Origin of the sequence: Amycolatopsis saalfeldensis, from assembly GCF_900110575.1 — a bacterium.
In the GTDB taxonomy this organism is placed as follows: domain Bacteria; phylum Actinomycetota; class Actinomycetes; order Mycobacteriales; family Pseudonocardiaceae; genus Amycolatopsis; species Amycolatopsis saalfeldensis.
In genome coordinates, this window is record NZ_FOEF01000050.1 from 1 (window position 1) to 16,066 (window position 16,066).

Here is a 16,066-nt window from a genome sequence, read left to right on the forward strand (position 1 = left end):
CCTGCTCCTGCTCCTGCTCCTGCTCCTGCTCCTGCTCCTGCTCCTGCTCCTGCTCCTGCTCCTGCTCCTGCTCCTGCTCCTGCTCCTGCTCCTGCAGCAAATCCGACCGGCTCCGCGACTGGACCTCCGGCCCAGCCCGCGGCTCCGACTCACTGCGCGACCTCGACTCCGACCAGCCCACGCCTCCGACCGGCTCCAGGACTGGCCCCATGCCGAGCCCGCGCCCCCAGCGCACTCCGCGCCACCGGTCCCGGCCATCCCCGCGACCCCGGCTCGCCCCGAGGCACAGGCTCCGGCCCACTCACACTCCAGCCAGCGCGCGACCCCGGCCGACTCGGCGACTCAAGCTCCCGCCAATCCCGGAAACTCGGGCCAGCCAGGCGGCCCCGGACAGCCCGCAGCCCCGGTTCCGGCCAAACCCCACGACCAGGGCCAGCCCGGCGACCCCGCAGCCCCGGTTCCGGCCAACCCACGACCAGGGCCAGCCCAGCGACCCCGCAGCCCCGGTTCCGGCCAAACCCCACGACCAAGGCCAGCCCAGCAACCCCAGCTCCGGCTTGCCCCTCGAAGCTCCGGCCCAACGAGCCCGGCGACCGAACCGCCGGAGGCACTCAGCCCTACGTCACCTCCCCAACCAACGCACCCCCATCCGTCCCAGCCCTGGCTTCCACCGGTCGACGAGAGCCGCACCCGACGTCCGGCCGAGCACCTCGCCGAGCTGCTCACGCATGGCTGCGCACCGCCTTCACGATCCAGGCCTCGGCGGTGCCGCGTGTGGCGGGCGCCCAGGTGATCGCCCAGCCGCCTTCGGGGCGGGGGGCGGCGCTGAACTGGTAGCGGCCGAGGTCGTTGTCCACCAGGCCGAAGGCGCCGTGGGGGTATTCCGCCAGTACGGCGTCGCGGACGGCTAGGTCGACCAGGACGGTGCCGAGGCGGGGGCGGGCGACGGCGGAGCGGATCACGTCCAGGTTGCCCCAGGCCTGGGCCGGGATCAGGCCGCTGTCGTCGGTCTCGATGCGGACGGCGGGGCCCGGGCCGGGCGGACGGTCCGGCAGGCCGTCGAAGACCCAGCCCGGCAGCGCGCTCAGCAGGCCGGACCGCAGCCGCGCGCGACGGCCCAGCTTGCTCATCACCGTGGTGTAGTCCGCGTCGCCGAAGAAGCGGACTTCCCATGGTTCCGGGCGCGCCGGGAACACGCCGGTCACCACGCCGCGGATGAAACCGCCGCGCAGCACGCGGTAGAGCCCGACCGCCTCGGACGTCACCTGCCCCTCCGGCACCAGCCCGAGCGCGGCCATGCCGGCCACGAACCGCGTGTACTGCTCGACCTCCTCGGCCAGCGCGGCGCCGATCGCGGGCCCGAAGGACTGCCGCACCTCCTCGGCCAGGGTCAGCTCGTTCTCCACCGACGAGACCGAGCCCGAATCAGGGCCCGCGCCCGGCTCCGGACCGGCCACCAGCACCGGCGGGACCTTGAAGTGCGGGTCGTAGAACTCCATCACCGAAGGCCGCTCCGGCACTTCGGCCCGGAGCGGCGCGATGACCTCGTCGATGACGTCGAAGACGACTGGCGCTGAACTACTCACCCCTGCATTGAACACCCCGGCACCGACATTTTCTCGAACTTGTGTTCGAGTGTCGGCCTCCGTGCGCCGAGCGGTCGCCTCAGCGGCCGACCCGGTCAGATCGTTGAACAATCCTCATGGTCGGCGCGAGGAAGTACACGCTCACCAGCAGCAACCCGACCACGGCGAACGTCAAGTGCAGCCCGATCCCGCCGATCAGCCCGCCCATGAGCACCGGCCCGGCCAGGAAACCGAGGTACCCGCACGCGGCGACGGCGGCGATCGCCCGCCCCGGCGCGTCCGGCTGCTTGCGCCCCGCCGCGCTCCACGCCAGCGGCACGATCCCGGACACGCCCAGCCCGACGACGGCGAACCCCGCGATCCCGGCCCCCGGCACCGGGACGGCCACCACCAGCAGGAAGCCCGCCACCGTCACCGCCGCCGCGCACCGGATGAAGGGCACGACCCCGAATCGCTCCACGAGCCGGTCCGCCACCGTCCGCACGCCGATCATCGTGATCGAGAACGCGAAGTACCCCAGCGACGCGAAGGCGGCCGAAGCGAGGGTGACGTCGCGCAGGTACACGGCGCTCCAGTCGTTGACCGTGCCCTCGGCGAGGAAGCCGCAGAACGCGATCACCCCCAACGGAATCAGCGCCTTGCTCGGCAACGCGAACGCGGCCTCGCCCTGCCCGCGGTCCGCGCCGGGCAGGAACCTCGTCGACGCCCACAGCAACGTCAGCAGCAGCACCGCGCCGGCCGCGGTGAAGTGCGCCTGAACTGGCACACGCCACGTCTCCATCAGCGCCCCGACGCCGGAGCCCGCCAGCCCGCCGACGTTCCAGAACGCGTGAAAGCCCGCGAAGATCGGCCGCCCGTACGCCTCCTCGACGCGCGCGGCGTGGGCGTTCATCGACACGTCGAGCAGGCTGTTGCCGACGCCCAGCACCGCCAGCGCCGCCACGAACAACGGGAAGTCCGGCGCGAACGCGGCCAACGGCAGCCCCGCGCACAGCACCGCCCCGCCGAAGACGACGCCGCGCCGGCTGCCGATCTTCGTCAGCAGCGGTCCGGCCGCCACCAGCGCGACCACCGAGCCCGCCGCGAGGCCGAACAGCCCGACCGCCAGCTGGCCGGCACTCAGCCCCAGCTTCGCCTGCACCGCCGGCACCCGCGCGGCCCACGTCGCGAATCCCGCGCCGCACACGGCGAAAACCACCGACACCCCGGCCCTCGCCCGCCGTGCGGAAGCCTGTGCCACAGCCAAAATCCCGCCCCAGACAAGAAAGCGGGGCCACCCGAGCGAACCCGGGTGGCCCCGACGGAACCGTCCTACTTGGCCTTTGCGGTACTCGCCTTCTTGGCGGGCGCCTTCTTGGCCGCAGTCGACTTGGTGGCCGCCGACTTCGTCGCCGTCGACTTCGCAGCCGCGGGCTTTCGCGCCGGTGCCTTGCGCTTCGGCGCCGGCCCCTTCGCCCGCTTCTCCGCCAGCAGCTCGGCGCCGCGTTCGGCCGTCAGCTCGTCGATGCTGTCGCTCTTCCGCAACGTCGCGTTGTACTCGCCGTCGGTGACGTACGGACCGAAGCGGCCGTCCTTGACCACCATCGGCTTGCCCGACACCGGGTCGTCGCCGAGCTCCTTGAGCGGCGGCTTCGCGGTGGCGGAACGGCCGCGCTGCTTCGGCTCCGCGTAGATCTTCAGCGCCTCTTCCACCGTGATCGAGAACAGCTGGTCCTCAGTGGACAGTGAACGCGAGTCCGTGCCCTTCTTCAGGTACGGCCCGTAGCGCCCGTTCTGCGCGGTGATCTCGTCGCCCGACTCCGGGTCCTTGCCCACCACGCGCGGCAGCGAAAGCAGCTTCAGCGCGTCTTCGAGCGTCATGGAGTCGATCGCCATCGACTTGAACAGCGAGCCCGTACGCGGCTTCGGCTGCTTCGCCTTGGCGGCCTTCTTCTGCGCGGGCGTCGCGTCCTCGGGCAGCGGCTCGCCTTCCGGCAGCAGCTCGGTGACGTACGGGCCGAAGCGGCCTTCCTTCGCCACGATCTCGTGCCCGCTCACCGGGTCGGTGCCCAGCACCCGGCCTTCTTGCGGCGTCGCGAACAGCTTCTCCGCGATCTCCGGCGTCAGCTCGTCCGGCGGCTGGTCCTCGGGCAGGTTCGCGCGCTGCGACTGACCGTCCACCTCGCGCTCGAGGTACGGCCCGTAGCGCCCGACCCGGACGACGACCTTGTGCCCGTCGGCGTCGTTGAACAGCGGGATCGAGTTGATCTCACGCGCGTCGATGTCCTCGACGCTGCCGTCGACCAGCTTCTTCAGCCCGCCGAGCCGGCCGATCGAGCCGTCGACGCCCATGTCGCCGCCGAAGTAGAACTTCGACAGCCACTGCGCGCGCTGCTCGTCGCCGTTGGCGATGCGGTCGAGCTCGTCTTCCATGCCGGCGGTGAAGTCGTAGTCCACCAGCCGCTCGAAGTGCCGCTCCATCAGACCGATCACGGCGAACGCGACCCAGGAGGGGACCAGCGCGGACCCCTTCTTCCACACGTAGCCGCGGTCCTGGATGGTCTTGATGATCGACGCGTAGGTGGACGGCCGTCCGATGCCCAGCTCTTCCAGCTTGCTGACCAGGCTGGGCTCGGAGTAGCGCGCCGGCGGCGACGTCGTGTGCCCGTCCGCCGACAGGTCGGCCGCGGTCAGGCCCTGGTCCTTGACCAGCACGGGCAGGCGGCTCTGCTTGTCGTCGGCCTCGCCGCCGGCCTCGGTGTCGACCGCCTCGACGTACGCCTTCAGGAAGCCCGAGAAGGTGATCGTGCGGCCGGAAGCGGCGAACGTGCACTCCTCGCCGGAGGTCGCGGTGCCCACGATGCGCACCGACATGGTGGTGCCCTTCGCGTCCGCCATCTGCGACGCGATCGTGCGCTGCCAGATCATCTCGTACAGCCGGAACTCGTCGGAGTCCAGCTCGCTCGCCACCTGGCCGGGGGTGCGGAAGACCTCGCCCGACGGCCGGATCGCCTCGTGGGCCTCCTGCGCGTTCTTGACCTTGCGCGTGTACTGGCGCGGCGACGGCGAGACGTACTCCTTGCCGTACAGCTGCGTCGCCTGGCTGCGCGCCGCCGAGATCGCCGACTCCGAAAGCGTCGTGGAGTCGGTACGCATATAAGTGATGTAACCGTTCTCGTACAGCTTCTGCGCGATCCGCATCGTGCGCTCGGACGTGAACCGCAGCTTGCGGCCCGCCTCCTGCTGCAGCGTCGAGGTCATGAACGGCGCGTACGGCTTCCGCGTGTACGGCTTCTCTTCGACGCTGGAGACCTTGAAGTCACGCTTGTCCAGCGCCTGGGCCAGCGCCTGCGCGTCGGCCTCGGCCAGCACGCGGATCTCGGCGGACGAGCCCTTCAGCTGGCCGGTCGAGTCGAAGTCGCGGCCGGTCGCCAGGCGCGCGCCGTCGACCGAGACGAGCCGGGCCGGGAAGTTCCGCGGCGCGGCATCCTCACCGGCATCCATGGTCGCCGAGATGTCCCAGTACGAAGCCGACGTGAAGCGCATCCGCTCACGCTCACGCTCGACCACGATCCGGGTCGCCACCGACTGCACGCGGCCCGCCGACAGCTTCGGCATGACCTTCTTCCACAGCACCGGCGAGACCTCGTAGCCGTAGAGGCGGTCGAGGATCCGGCGGGTCTCCTGCGCGTCGACCAGGTCGACGTCCAGTTCCCGGGTGGCCGCCGCGGCCGCCAGGATCGCCTGCTCGGTGACCTCGTGGAACACCATGCGGCGGACCGGCACCTTGGGCTTGAGCGTCTCGAGCAGGTGCCAGGCGATGGCCTCGCCCTCACGGTCGGGGTCCGTCGCGAGGTAGAGCTCGTCGACGTCCTTCAGCAGCCCCTTCAGCTCGGTGACCTTGGACTTCTTGTCCGGGGTCACGATGTAGAGCGCCTTGAAGCCGTTGTCGACGTCGACGCCGAGCCGCGCCCACGACTCGCCCTTGTACTGGGCCGGGACGTCGGCGGCACCGCGGGGCAGGTCGCGGATGTGCCCGACGGACGACTCGACGACGTAGTCGCGCCCCAGGTATGGGGCGATCTTGCGGGCCTTCGTGGGCGACTCGACGATCACCAGGCGCCGACGCCCGGCGGCGTCCGACCCGGTGCCGTTCTTCTTGGTCCGTGCTGCTGCCACGCTGCCCTGCTCTCCGCTCATCTCCGCGCCGTCGCCTCGGTGGCGACGGCACCATCCCTACCCCTCGACGAGGGGTGCTGCGCCCGCGTCTCGACCTGTCAGTGTGCACGCTCCGGAGAGCGTCACCACGGCTAGGTGGCCTGACACGCCGTTCGATCCCTGTTCACCGGATCGCCGCTGACCTCGGTGATGTTTCCTTTCCACACCTAGCACGTGACGTCCGACACGTGCCGCGCAGGGTATCGCGTAAGCGCCTGGATACCCTCCGTTCGACGGTGGTGGGCCCGAGGTCGGCAACGCTTCACTTACTACCTCCTCGAGCCGAAAGGAACCACCATGACCCGACGCCTCCTCGGCGGCGTGCTTGCCGCGATGGCCGCGTTCGCCCTGGTCACCGCACCTGAGGCGAGTGCCGCGACCACCACGTTCTCCGGCACGGTGGCCCTGTCCAACTGCTCCGGCTCGGTGGTCAAACCGGCCGACACGCCGGACACCGCGCCGGCGCTGGTGATGTCGAACGGGCACTGCCTCGAGTCCGGCTTCCCGAATCCCGGCGAAGTCATCACCGGACAGGCCTCCAGCCGCACCTTCGACCTGCTGTCGTCGGACGGCCAGAGCACGCTCGGCACCCTCCAGGCGAAGAAGATCATCTACGCCACCATGACCGACACCGACGTGTCGCTCTACCAGCTGACCTCGACCTACGCCCAGATCAAGCAGCAGTACGGCGTTTCGCCGCTCGAGCTGGTCACCACGCACCCGACCGCGAGCACGCACATCGACGTGGTCTCGGGGTACTGGAAGAAGATCTACTCCTGCTCGATCGACGGGTTCGTGCACGAGCTGCACGAGAACGGCTGGATCTGGAAGGACTCCATCCGCTACACGCCGGAGTGCAAGACCATCGGCGGCACCTCGGGCTCGCCGATCGTCGAGACCGCGACCGGCAAGGTCATCGGCATCAACAACACGTCGAACGAGAACGGTGAACGCTGCACGCTGAACAACCCGTGCGAGGTCGACGAGTCCGGCAACGTCACCGTCCACCCCGACACCAAGTACGGCGAGGAGACCTACGGTATTCCCGCCTGCCTGAGCCCGGCGAACGAAATCGCGCTCGACCAGGCCGGCTGCACCCTGCCCAAGCCCTAGCCGGCCACCCCCAGCAAGTACTGAAGGGGACTCTCGTCGCTCTGGTCGCGACGCGGGTCCCCTTCGGCGCGTCCGACGGCCCGGGCCCGGCGGGAACCCTCGCCGCGCCTGCCCCGTCGACGGTCTCCTTCAGCCCGCGAGCCGTCACGGGCGGTTTTGCCGTTCTGAGCGCCGTCGTCCTCGCCCGGCGCGCGACGACCGCGCGCGGCGGCACCACGACGGCTCCCCCCGGCCCTGCCGTCCTTCTCTCCACTCTCCTCGTCACCGTCCGAGGCTCGTTCACGCACAGCGTCCTCAGCGCAGTCCTCGGACCCGCTCAGGCCGCTTTCCCGATCGGGGTTCGGATCGCGGTTGAGGTCGGGCCACGCGGCCTCGGCCCCGGTCGGCGGCTCGCCGATCAGCTCGACCAGGCTGTCCAGCCGGCGGCGGCCGTTCACGCGGACCGCGGGCGCCTCCGCCTTCGGCCCCAGCAGCCGGGCGTGGACGCCCAGCGGAGCCAGCGCCGCGAGCAGCCCCTCGTGCATCCGCGGCGCCAGCGGGTCGACGCCCAGCAGGTAGCCCGACGGGCCCGGCCGCCCGCTCGCCAGCGCCCACATCCGCAGCATCGCGCCGCTCAGGCGGAAGCCGTCCGGGACCGCCTTGCCCGAATCGTCCTCCGCCGGGCCGGTGCAGCCCGCGCGCAGCCACCGCAGCGCCAGGGGCAGGAGGTCGACGCGGAAGGACGTGCGCACCTGCGGGCTGCCGCATTCGGCCACGGCCACCTGCGCGTCCGCGCCCCGGCGACGGCACTCCCGCGCCAGCACGTGCGCGCGCCACGGCTCCTCGACCACCACCGACAGCCGCGCCGCCGTTCGCCCGAAGCCGGTGATCTGCCCCTGGCCGCACAGCAGCCCGGCCAGGTCCGGGAGCCCCGGGCCGCTGGCCTCGGCCGAGAACAGCGAGATCGTCCGATCCACGCCGATCATGATAGAACACAAGTTCGATTGGACGCGAGAGGCGCGGACCGGTTTTTCGCCGGAAGAGTGACTTACTGAGGAGCCGGCGGCACCACGAGCTGCTGACAGCCGGGCGCGCGCTTGCCCGCCGCGCTCAGCTCCGGCGTCGCGTCAAGGGCCTTGAGCAGGTCGAGCTTCGCGACCTCGTCCAGGGTGCTGCGGGCTTCGCCGAGCGCGGCCCTGGTCGCGTCGGTGTCCCGCGCCGAGTCGATCCGCTGCCGCACCTGATCGGCCCGCTGGCGCACGGAAGCGAAGTCGTGCAACAACTCCCCGCGCGCCTGCTCGTCACCGGCGAGCGGTGGCGGGCCGAGCCGGTCGAGGCCGGCCACGGTCTCGTCGATCCCGCCGACCACGGAGGTGAGCAGCCGGCTGGACGTCAGCGACGCCTGTTGCGGGGAAGTGGGGTCGACGGTCGGCAGGTTCGAGAGCGTCCGCACCAGGTGCGTCACCGCTCCGCAGTAGCCGTCCGCCCAGCTGGCGGCCGGATCGGCCGGGGAAGTGCCGGACTGGCTCGAGGTGTCCGCCTGACCACCCTGGCGGGCCTGCGGGGACACCGGCGGCTGCTGCCCGCAGCCGGCGAGGCCGATCCCGATACCCGTTGCCAGCGCGGCAAGAACGCTCAACCGCGGCCGCACCCGCACACCTCCTGCCCGTCGAAGTCCCGGCCCCGACCGTACCGACCCGAGAATTATTCGCAAGCCTTCGACCATAGTTCGGGAAGAAGTTTCCGCCGACGCGACCGGGCCCGGCACGCCGTGTGCGTACCGGGCCCGGTCGGGGTTCAGCCGTGGCGGATCAGGCTTTCGCCTCCGCCGGGGTGTCGGCGATCACCGTGCCGCGGCGCTTGGACACCACGACCGCGGCGACGATCACCGCGAGCGCGACCAGCGCGATCACGATGCGCCACGTGGTGTTGGCGCCGCCGCCCAGCGTCAGGCTGACGACCGCGGGCGCGATCAGCACGGAGACCAGGTTCATCACCTTGATCAGCGGGTTGATCGCCGGGCCGGCGGTGTCCTTGAACGGGTCACCGACGGTGTCACCGATGATGGTGGCCTCGTGCGCGTCCGAGCCCTTGCCGCCGTGGTTGCCGTCCTCGACGAGCTTCTTGGCGTTGTCCCAGGCCCCACCGGAGTTGGCCAGGAAGATCGCCATCAGCGTGCCGGTCGCGATCGCGCCGGCCAGGTAGCCGGCCAGCGCGCCGGTGCCGAGGCCGAAGCCCACGGCGATCGGGGCGAACACCGCGAGCAGGCCCGGGGTGGCGAGCTCACGCAGCGAGTCGCGCGTGACGATGTCCACGACCTTGCCGTACTCCGGCCGCGTGGTGCCCTCCATGATGCCCGCGATCTCGCGGAACTGGCGGCGCACCTCCTGCACCACCGCGCCGGCCGCACGCGAAACCGCGTTGACGGCCAGGCCCGAGAACAGGAACACCACCGCCGCGCCGACGATGACGCCGACCAGCGTGGACGGGTTGACCACGTTCGCGATGAACTGGCCGGTGCCGCCGACCGCCTTCGTGATCGCGTCCGAATAGGACCCGAACAGCGCCGTGGCCGCGAGGACCGCGGTGGCGATCGCGATGCCCTTGGTGATGGCCTTGGTGGTGTTGCCCACCGCGTCCAGCTCCGTGAGGATCTGCGCGGCCTTCTCGTCGACGTCGCCCGACATCTCGGCGATGCCCTGCGCGTTGTCGGAGACCGGGCCGAACGTGTCCATCGCAACGATGACGCCGACGGTGGTCAGCAGGCCGGTGCCGGCGAGCGCGACGGCGAACAGCGCGATGCCGCCGCCCAGCAGGTACGCGCCGAAGACCGCCGCGGCGATCACCAGCGCGGTGTACACAGCGGACTCGAAGCCGACCGAGATGCCGGACAGGATGACCGTGGCCGCACCGGTTTCCGACGTCTTGCCGACGTCCTGGACCGGCTTGTACTCGGTGCCCGTGTAGTAGCCGGTGATCTTCAGGATGATCGCGGCGAGCACGATGCCGATGATCACGGCGACGGTGGCGATGACCGCGGGGTTGCCGGAGGTGCCGGCGAACTCGGCGCCGAAGTCGGAGAAGCTGCTCGGCAGGTACACGAACGCGGCGATCGCCGACAGCACCGCGGAAATCACCGCGGAGATGTAGAACGAGCGGTTGATCGTGACCAGGCCGCCCTCGCCGACGCGCGCCCTCGTGATGTAGATGCCGATCACCGCGGTGATCACGCCGATGGCGGGCACGATCAGCGGGAAGATCAGGCCGTGCGCCCCGAACGCGGAGCTGCCCAGGATCAGGGCGGCGACGAGCATCACGGCGTAGGACTCGAACAGGTCCGCGGCCATGCCGGCGCAGTCACCGACATTGTCGCCCACGTTGTCCGCGATCGTCGCGGCGTTGCGCGGGTCGTCTTCCGGGATGCCCTGCTCGACCTTGCCGACCAGGTCCGCGCCGACGTCGGCGGCCTTCGTGAAGATACCGCCGCCGACACGCATGAACATCGCGATCAGCGCGGCACCGAAACCGAAGCCCTCCAACACCTTCGGGGCCTGGCCGGTGTAGACCAGCACGACTACCGCGGCACCGAAGAGGCCGAGGCCGACGGTGATCATGCCGACCACGCCACCGGTGCGGAACGCCACGCGCATCGCGATCTCGCGCCCGCCTTCCTCACGCGACGCGGCCGCGACGCGCAGGTTCGCCTGCGTCGCCAGCCACATGCCGAGGTAGCCGATGGTGAACGAGAACACCGCGCCGATGAGGAAGAAGATGGAGCGCCCGATGCGCTCGTTCCAGTCGTCAGCGGGGAGCGCGAACAGCAGCAGGAACACGATCACGCCGAAAACGGCCAGCGTGTTTCGCTGCCGTTTGAGGTAAGCGGCCGCACCTTCCTGCACTGCCTTGGCGATGTCCTGCATCTTGGCGGTGCCCTGGCCCGCGGCCAGCACCTCCTTGAGCAGCACGTAACCGATGGCGAGTGCGGCAAGGGCGACCACGGCGACCACACCGACGATGGTGTAGCCACCCCCGGTGAGCGTGATGCCGCCCTCCGCGAGGAACTGCCGGGACATTCGTCCTCCTGGGAACGCCGTTGGCCAGCGCGAACTCGTCGTCCCCGGCGTGCCTGCGCTGGCATTGGATCTGTACCGAGCGACACGCTAGCCGTGCGGCAATGCACGTCTCACATGACTCTCGCCACAGACGGTGTGGATTGCGGGAGTGTATTGGTAGTGCTCAGCGGCCCGGCAGGGCGTCCCGGACACAGCACATTCCGTAACCTTGTGTGATTGCTCACTGGATCGATCTCGTCTCCGCCGAACCGGTTCTGTCGGTGCCCTGTGCCAAGCTCTGTTCGTGGTGGGAGAGCGAGGACGGAGGCTGCTGAGCCGGGTCACAGCCGGGATTCCTTCGAGTGAGAATCCGGTGACGCACGTGGCCGAGCTGCCGGCGCGCGCGGCCGTTTTCGCGCCGTGGCCGGAGTGGGCCGCGGGCGAGGTGGTGTCCGCGTTCACGGAGGCCGGGGTGGTCACGCCGTGGGCGCATCAGGCCGAGGCGGCCTCGCTGGCGAAAGCGGGCGAGCACGTGGTGGTTTCCACGGGCACGGCGTCCGGGAAGTCGCTGGCTTACCAGCTGCCGGTCCTGTCCGAGCTGGCCGACGGCTCGGGCACGACCACGCTGTATCTCGCGCCCACCAAGGCACTCGGCGCCGACCAGCTGCGTTCGGTGTCCTCTTTGGACATAACGGGCGTGCGCGCGGCGTCCTTCGACGGCGACACCCCGATGGCCGAGCGCGACTGGGTCCGCGCACACGCGAACTGGGTGTTCACCAACCCCGACATGCTGCACCGCGGCATCCTCTCCGCGCACGGCCGGTGGGCGCAGTTCTTCCGCCGGCTGTCGTACGTCGTGGTCGACGAATGCCACAGCTACCGCGGTGTGTTCGGCTCCCACGTCGCGCTGTTGCTCCGTCGGTTGCGGCGGGTGGCGGAGCATTACGGGGCCGATCCGGTGTTCGTCGCGGCATCGGCGACCACGGCGGATCCGGCGGCGTTCGCGTCACGGCTCACGGGCGTCGAATGTCAAGCGGTCACCGACGACGCGTCACCTCGGGGTGCACGCACGGTAGCGCTGTGGGAGCCGCTGCTGCTCGAGGAGCTGACCGGCGAAAACGGCGCGCCGGTGCGGCGTTCGGCGGGCGCGGAAGCGTCGCGGATCCTCACGGAGCTGGTCGTGGAGGGCGCGCGTTCGCTGGCGTTCGTCCGCTCGCGGCGCGGCGCTGAACTCACGGCGCTGGGCGCGCGCCGTCTGTTGTCCGAAGTGGACCCGGCGCTGGCGGAAACCGTGGCGGCGTACCGGTCGGGCTTCCTGCCGGAGGAGCGGCGCGCGCTGGAGGCGGCGCTGTTGTCCGGACGGCTGCTGGGAGTGGCGACCACCAACGCGCTGGAGCTGGGGGTCGACATCGCGGGCCTGGACGCGGTCGTGCTGGCCGGCTACCCGGGCACGCTGGCGTCGTTCTGGCAGCAGGCGGGGCGCGCGGGCCGTTCAGGCGACGAGGCCCTGGTGCTGTTCGTGGCCAGGGACGACCCGCTGGACACGTACCTGGTGCACCACCCGGCGGCGCTGCTGGACCGTCCGGTCGAGACGGCGGTGCTGGACCCGTCGAACCCGTACGTGCTGGGCCCGCAGCTGGCGTGCGCCGTCGCCGAGCTGCCGCTCACCGAGCCGGAGCTGGCGACCTTCGGCGGCGATGCGGCGCGCGCGGTGCTCGCGGACCTGGCCGAGGAGAAGCTGCTGCGCCGCCGCTCGAGCGGCTGGTACTGGACCTCCCGCGACCGCCCCCACGCCGAAGTCGGCATCCGCGGCTCCGGCGGCGACCAGATCGCGGTGGTGGAAGCGGACTCCGGCCGCATGCTCGGCACCGTCGACCCGGGCTCGGCGTGCTTCGCCGTCCACCCGGGCGCCGTCTACCTGCACCAGGGCTCGTCGTACGTCGTCGATGAGCTGGACCTGGAGACCGGGCTGGCACTCGTGCACGCCGAGGACCCGGACTGGAACACCTCGCCGCGGGAGATCGTGGACATCTCCGTGCTGAGCACCCAATCGCAATGCACGCACGCCGGCGTCACGGTCTCGCTGGGCGAGGTGGCGGTGACGTCGCAGGTCGTGGGCTACCTCCGCCGCCGCCCGTCGGGCGAGGTGCTGGACCACACCCCCCTGGACCTGCCAGAACAAAGCCTCCACACGAGGGCGGTCTGGTACACGATCTCGAACGACCTGCTGGGCCCACCCAGCGTGACGAGCGGGAGGACTGGTTGGCCCCTCCGCGCCGCAGCTTCGGTGACCGGGCCCGTTGCCGGTACTGAAACCTCGCCGTCGGCGCCTCCACTTCCGGCTTTGACCGAGTCCGCGATGCCCGCCGCGACCGGGGCCGAGTCTCGAGTCGGGACCGAAGTTGCGGCCCCCACCGCGACAGAGGCCAAGCCTCGAGCGGAGACCGAAGTTCCGGCGCCTACCGCGACAGAGACCGAGTCTCGAGCGGGGACCGAAGTTGCGCCTACCGCGACAGAGGCCAAGCCTCGGATGACGACCGAAGTTGCCGCGCCCACCGAAACAGCGACCAGGCCTCGGGCGGAAACCGGCGGCACTTCGGCGCTGCTCACGACCGGGGCCGAGCCGCCGATGGGGCCCAGCGCGGCAACGCTGGTCGCCGCAGTTGCCAAACCTCCGGTGGGGACCGAGGAAACCGAGGCCGCGCCCACGGCGGGGACCGGGAAACCCGCGCCCTCCGCTGAAACCGGGGCCGAGCCATCGTCGGAGACCGGCGTGGCTGCGACGCGCCCTGCGACCGAGGCCAAGCCTCCAGTGCAGAGCGGCAAGGCCTTGGCTCCTGTCACGACCAAAGCCGACGCACCAGCGGGGACCAGGAAGGCCGTGGCGCCGGCTACGACCGAACTCTCGCTGGGACCCGAAAAGGCTGTTGCAGCCGGGGCCCAGCCATTAGCAGGGACCGCAGAGACTACGGAGCCCGTTGCAGCCGGAGCCAAACCTCCAGTGGGGACCGAAGAGGCCATGGCGCCCGTTGCGGCCGGAGCCAAACCTCCAGTGGGGACCGAAGAGACCATGGCACCCGTCGCGACCGGGGCCGAGCCATCGGTGGGGACCGAAGTTGTGGCGCCGGTGGGGACCGGGGGCGCCGGCAAGGCACCGGGGGGTGCCGGGTTGATCCCGGCACGCGTCCCCGGTGCCCTGCATGCCGCCGAGCACGCGGCGATCGGCCTGCTACCGCTGTTCGCTACGTGCGACCGCTGGGACATCGGCGGGGTGTCTACCGCGTGGCACGAAGACACCGGGGAGGCAACGGTGTTCGTGCACGATGGGCATCCCGGGGGTGCGGGATTTGCCGACCGCGGTTATGCCGCGATTGTCCCGTGGCTGGCCGCTACGCGGGAGGCGATCGTCTCCTGCGAGTGCCCGACGGGCTGCCCGTCCTGCGTTCAGTCGCCGAAGTGCGGGAACGGCAACGATCCGCTGGACAAGGCAGGGGCAGTGGCCGTACTGGATACCGTGCTCGGGGCGTTGCGTCAGCACGGGGACCAGTGTGGCCACGGTGGTGCGTGAAACTTCGGGTGGTGCGGGCTTTTCTGCCGGGTTGGGACCGGTCAGGCGGCCGAGGACTCCACGAGCAGGGGAGCCTGCTCGTCGGCCAGGGCGCGCACGAGGACGTCGTGAACCTCGTCCGCGTCCGGCAGCTGCCAGCCGCAGACCTCGGGCTTGACCCGCCAGTGGACAACACCGTGCTGGAACGGCGAAGGCGGCAGCGGGATGTAGCTGCCGACGCTGTGCCACTGCACAGTCGCGTGCTCGGCGAGCTCGGCCGGAATGCGGTCGGCCGCGGTGGTGAGGAACAGCCAGCGGCCGTTCGGCATCGCGACGATCGGGGCGGGGTGCCCGAGGGTGCGGAGCAGACGGGCGGCGCTCTTGCCCAGCTCGTCGTCCACCTCGATGGCGTCCAGCACGGTGCCGGTGGCCACGAGGAGGCTGTGGGTGCGGTCGGAGAACCAGGTGGCGACCTCGTGGGCGTGCGTGCCGATCAGCTCGCGCCAGTTTTCGCGCACGGGCGCCGGCCGCTGCCAGGTCAGGTCGTCCTCCTCACCGGTGATCGGCGCCGGGGTTGCCCCCGGGAGCACCGGCCAGCCGCGCCAAGCGAGGCCGATCGCCTCCGCCCGCAGTTCGATGCGGAAGGCGCTCCGCCAGCTGTCCGGCCAATTCGCGTCCAACATTGCTTTCCTGCCTTCAAGTTCGGTTCTCGCGCCGTCCGGGTCGGGGCCGTGGTGGCGCATGTCTCACTAAACGGCAACTTGCACATTGCGCGGAAGGGGCACGCGACAACCGGTGGTTACTGGGCGATGAACGCCCGGTAGTCCACCGCCCGGCCGATACCGACCAGCCGATCACCGTCCGCCGATGACCCGCTCGGCCACCGCTTACCGGCCTCACCACCGGGTTCGACACTTTCAGCCCCTGCCGCTCGCCGGTTGGGGCACAAGCGCCGTTACTGGCTTTGACCTGGCCTTTCGACCGCTCGCCGTGCACCACCGACCGCTGCTCGCGACCGTCCACCGCTCGTCGCCTGCCTCCTTCCCACCGCACCGCCGGTGATCAACTCGACGTTCCACTCACCGGCGCAACCACCCCCACCCCCACGACGACGAACGGCCGACGACCCACTCGCGCCCGGCCGTTCCCGCCCGATCCGACCCGGTCAAGCCCGGCCTGCTAGCCAAATCCGCCGGGCCCCGCCCCGCCCCGGCTTGAGACTGGGCAGTGGTCCGGACCCGACCGGATGGGCAGCCCGGCCGACCGAAAGACCCGGCCAGTTGGCAGGCCAGGCCGACTGAGAGCCCGGTCAGGCAGACCCCCGGTCGGCTGCTGGTCCGGTCAGCTTGCAGGTCCGGTCCCCTGGGACAACTGGGCGAGCCGATCGGGCCTGCCTGCCTGCCGGCAGGCAGGCAGGCCCGGTCCCCCGGTCCCCTGGGCAGCCCCGGTCGGCTGGCAGGCCCAGTCCCCTGGGATAGCTGAGCAACCCGGTCGGCTGGGCTACCGGGCTACCGGGCTACCGGGCTACCGGGCTACCGGGCTACCGGGCTACCGGGCTACCGGGCTACCGGGCTACCGGGCTACCGGGCTAC

8 protein-coding genes and 1 pseudogene are annotated in these 16,066 nt (G+C 70.9%); 2 read left to right on the forward strand and 7 right to left on the reverse strand.

The features are described 5' to 3' along the window. Positions 1–722: 722 nt before the first annotated feature. The 3 genes from BMY97_RS45220 to topA all read right to left on the reverse strand — a co-directional run bounded on the left by BMY97_RS45220 (position 723) and on the right by topA (position 5,765). Positions 723–1,601: an ESX secretion-associated protein EspG gene (locus BMY97_RS45220; RefSeq protein ID WP_177231871.1), complete on the reverse strand. Its 879-nt coding sequence runs from the start codon at positions 1,599–1,601 to the stop codon at positions 723–725. Positions 1,602–1,665: 64 nt separating this feature from the next. Next, the gene (locus BMY97_RS45225) at positions 1,666–2,790 is read right to left on the reverse strand and encodes an MFS transporter (RefSeq protein ID WP_245787826.1); all 1,125 of its coding nucleotides are present in this window, start codon (positions 2,788–2,790) and stop codon (positions 1,666–1,668) included. A gap of 107 nt (positions 2,791–2,897) precedes the next feature. Then, positions 2,898–5,765 (reverse strand): type I DNA topoisomerase, encoded by a 2,868-nt coding sequence (gene topA, locus BMY97_RS45230; RefSeq protein ID WP_177231872.1) that lies wholly within the window; start codon positions 5,763–5,765, stop codon positions 2,898–2,900. A 315-nt stretch (positions 5,766–6,080) separates the two neighbouring features. On the opposite strand from topA, the gene BMY97_RS45235 reads away from it, so the two are divergent. Continuing rightward, complete coding sequence (locus tag BMY97_RS45235; protein ID WP_091629805.1) at positions 6,081–6,896, forward strand: S1 family peptidase; 816 nt, start codon at positions 6,081–6,083, stop codon at positions 6,894–6,896. 332 nt (positions 6,897–7,228) lie between these two features. Here BMY97_RS45235 and BMY97_RS45240 read toward each other — a convergent pair. The 3 genes and pseudogenes from BMY97_RS45240 to BMY97_RS45250 all read right to left on the reverse strand — a co-directional run. Next, positions 7,229–7,852: pseudogene (locus BMY97_RS45240) on the reverse strand (hypothetical protein); the annotation flags it as partial. Between the two features lie 71 nt (positions 7,853–7,923). Continuing rightward, positions 7,924–8,526 carry a hypothetical protein gene (locus BMY97_RS45245; protein WP_091629807.1) on the reverse strand — a complete coding sequence of 201 codons (603 nt, stop codon included), beginning with the start codon at positions 8,524–8,526 and terminating at the stop codon, positions 7,924–7,926. 160 nt (positions 8,527–8,686) lie between these two features. Further along, positions 8,687–10,948, reverse strand: a complete 2,262-nt coding sequence (locus BMY97_RS45250) for a sodium-translocating pyrophosphatase (RefSeq protein WP_091629809.1) — start codon at positions 10,946–10,948, stop codon at positions 8,687–8,689. 283 nt (positions 10,949–11,231) lie between these two features. Between BMY97_RS45250 and BMY97_RS48990 the strand changes: the two genes are divergently transcribed. Beyond that, positions 11,232–14,495, forward strand: coding sequence for a DEAD/DEAH box helicase (locus BMY97_RS48990; protein ID WP_245787827.1), 3,264 nt, complete (start codon positions 11,232–11,234; stop codon positions 14,493–14,495). A gap of 41 nt (positions 14,496–14,536) precedes the next feature. Here the strand turns inward: BMY97_RS48990 and BMY97_RS45265 are convergent, their stop codons facing one another. Beyond that, a complete protein-coding gene (locus BMY97_RS45265) occupies positions 14,537–15,157 on the reverse strand; it encodes a bifunctional DNA primase/polymerase (RefSeq protein ID WP_091629810.1) in 621 nt (206 codons plus the stop codon). Positions 15,158–16,066 lie beyond the last annotated feature (909 nt).

What these genes read in the sequence shown, in the direction of transcription:
- BMY97_RS45250 (WP_091629809.1), bottom strand. Translation starts at nt 10,948, where the DNA reads ATGTCCCGGCAGTTCCTCGCGGAGGGCGGCATCACGCTCACCGGGGGT.
- BMY97_RS45265 (WP_091629810.1), bottom strand. Translation starts at nt 15,157, where the DNA reads ATGTTGGACGCGAATTGGCCGGACAGCTGGCGGAGCGCCTTCCGCATC.
- topA (WP_177231872.1), bottom strand. Translation starts at nt 5,765, where the DNA reads ATGAGCGGAGAGCAGGGCAGCGTGGCAGCAGCACGGACCAAGAAGAAC.
- BMY97_RS45235 (WP_091629805.1), top strand. Translation starts at nt 6,081, where the DNA reads ATGACCCGACGCCTCCTCGGCGGCGTGCTTGCCGCGATGGCCGCGTTC.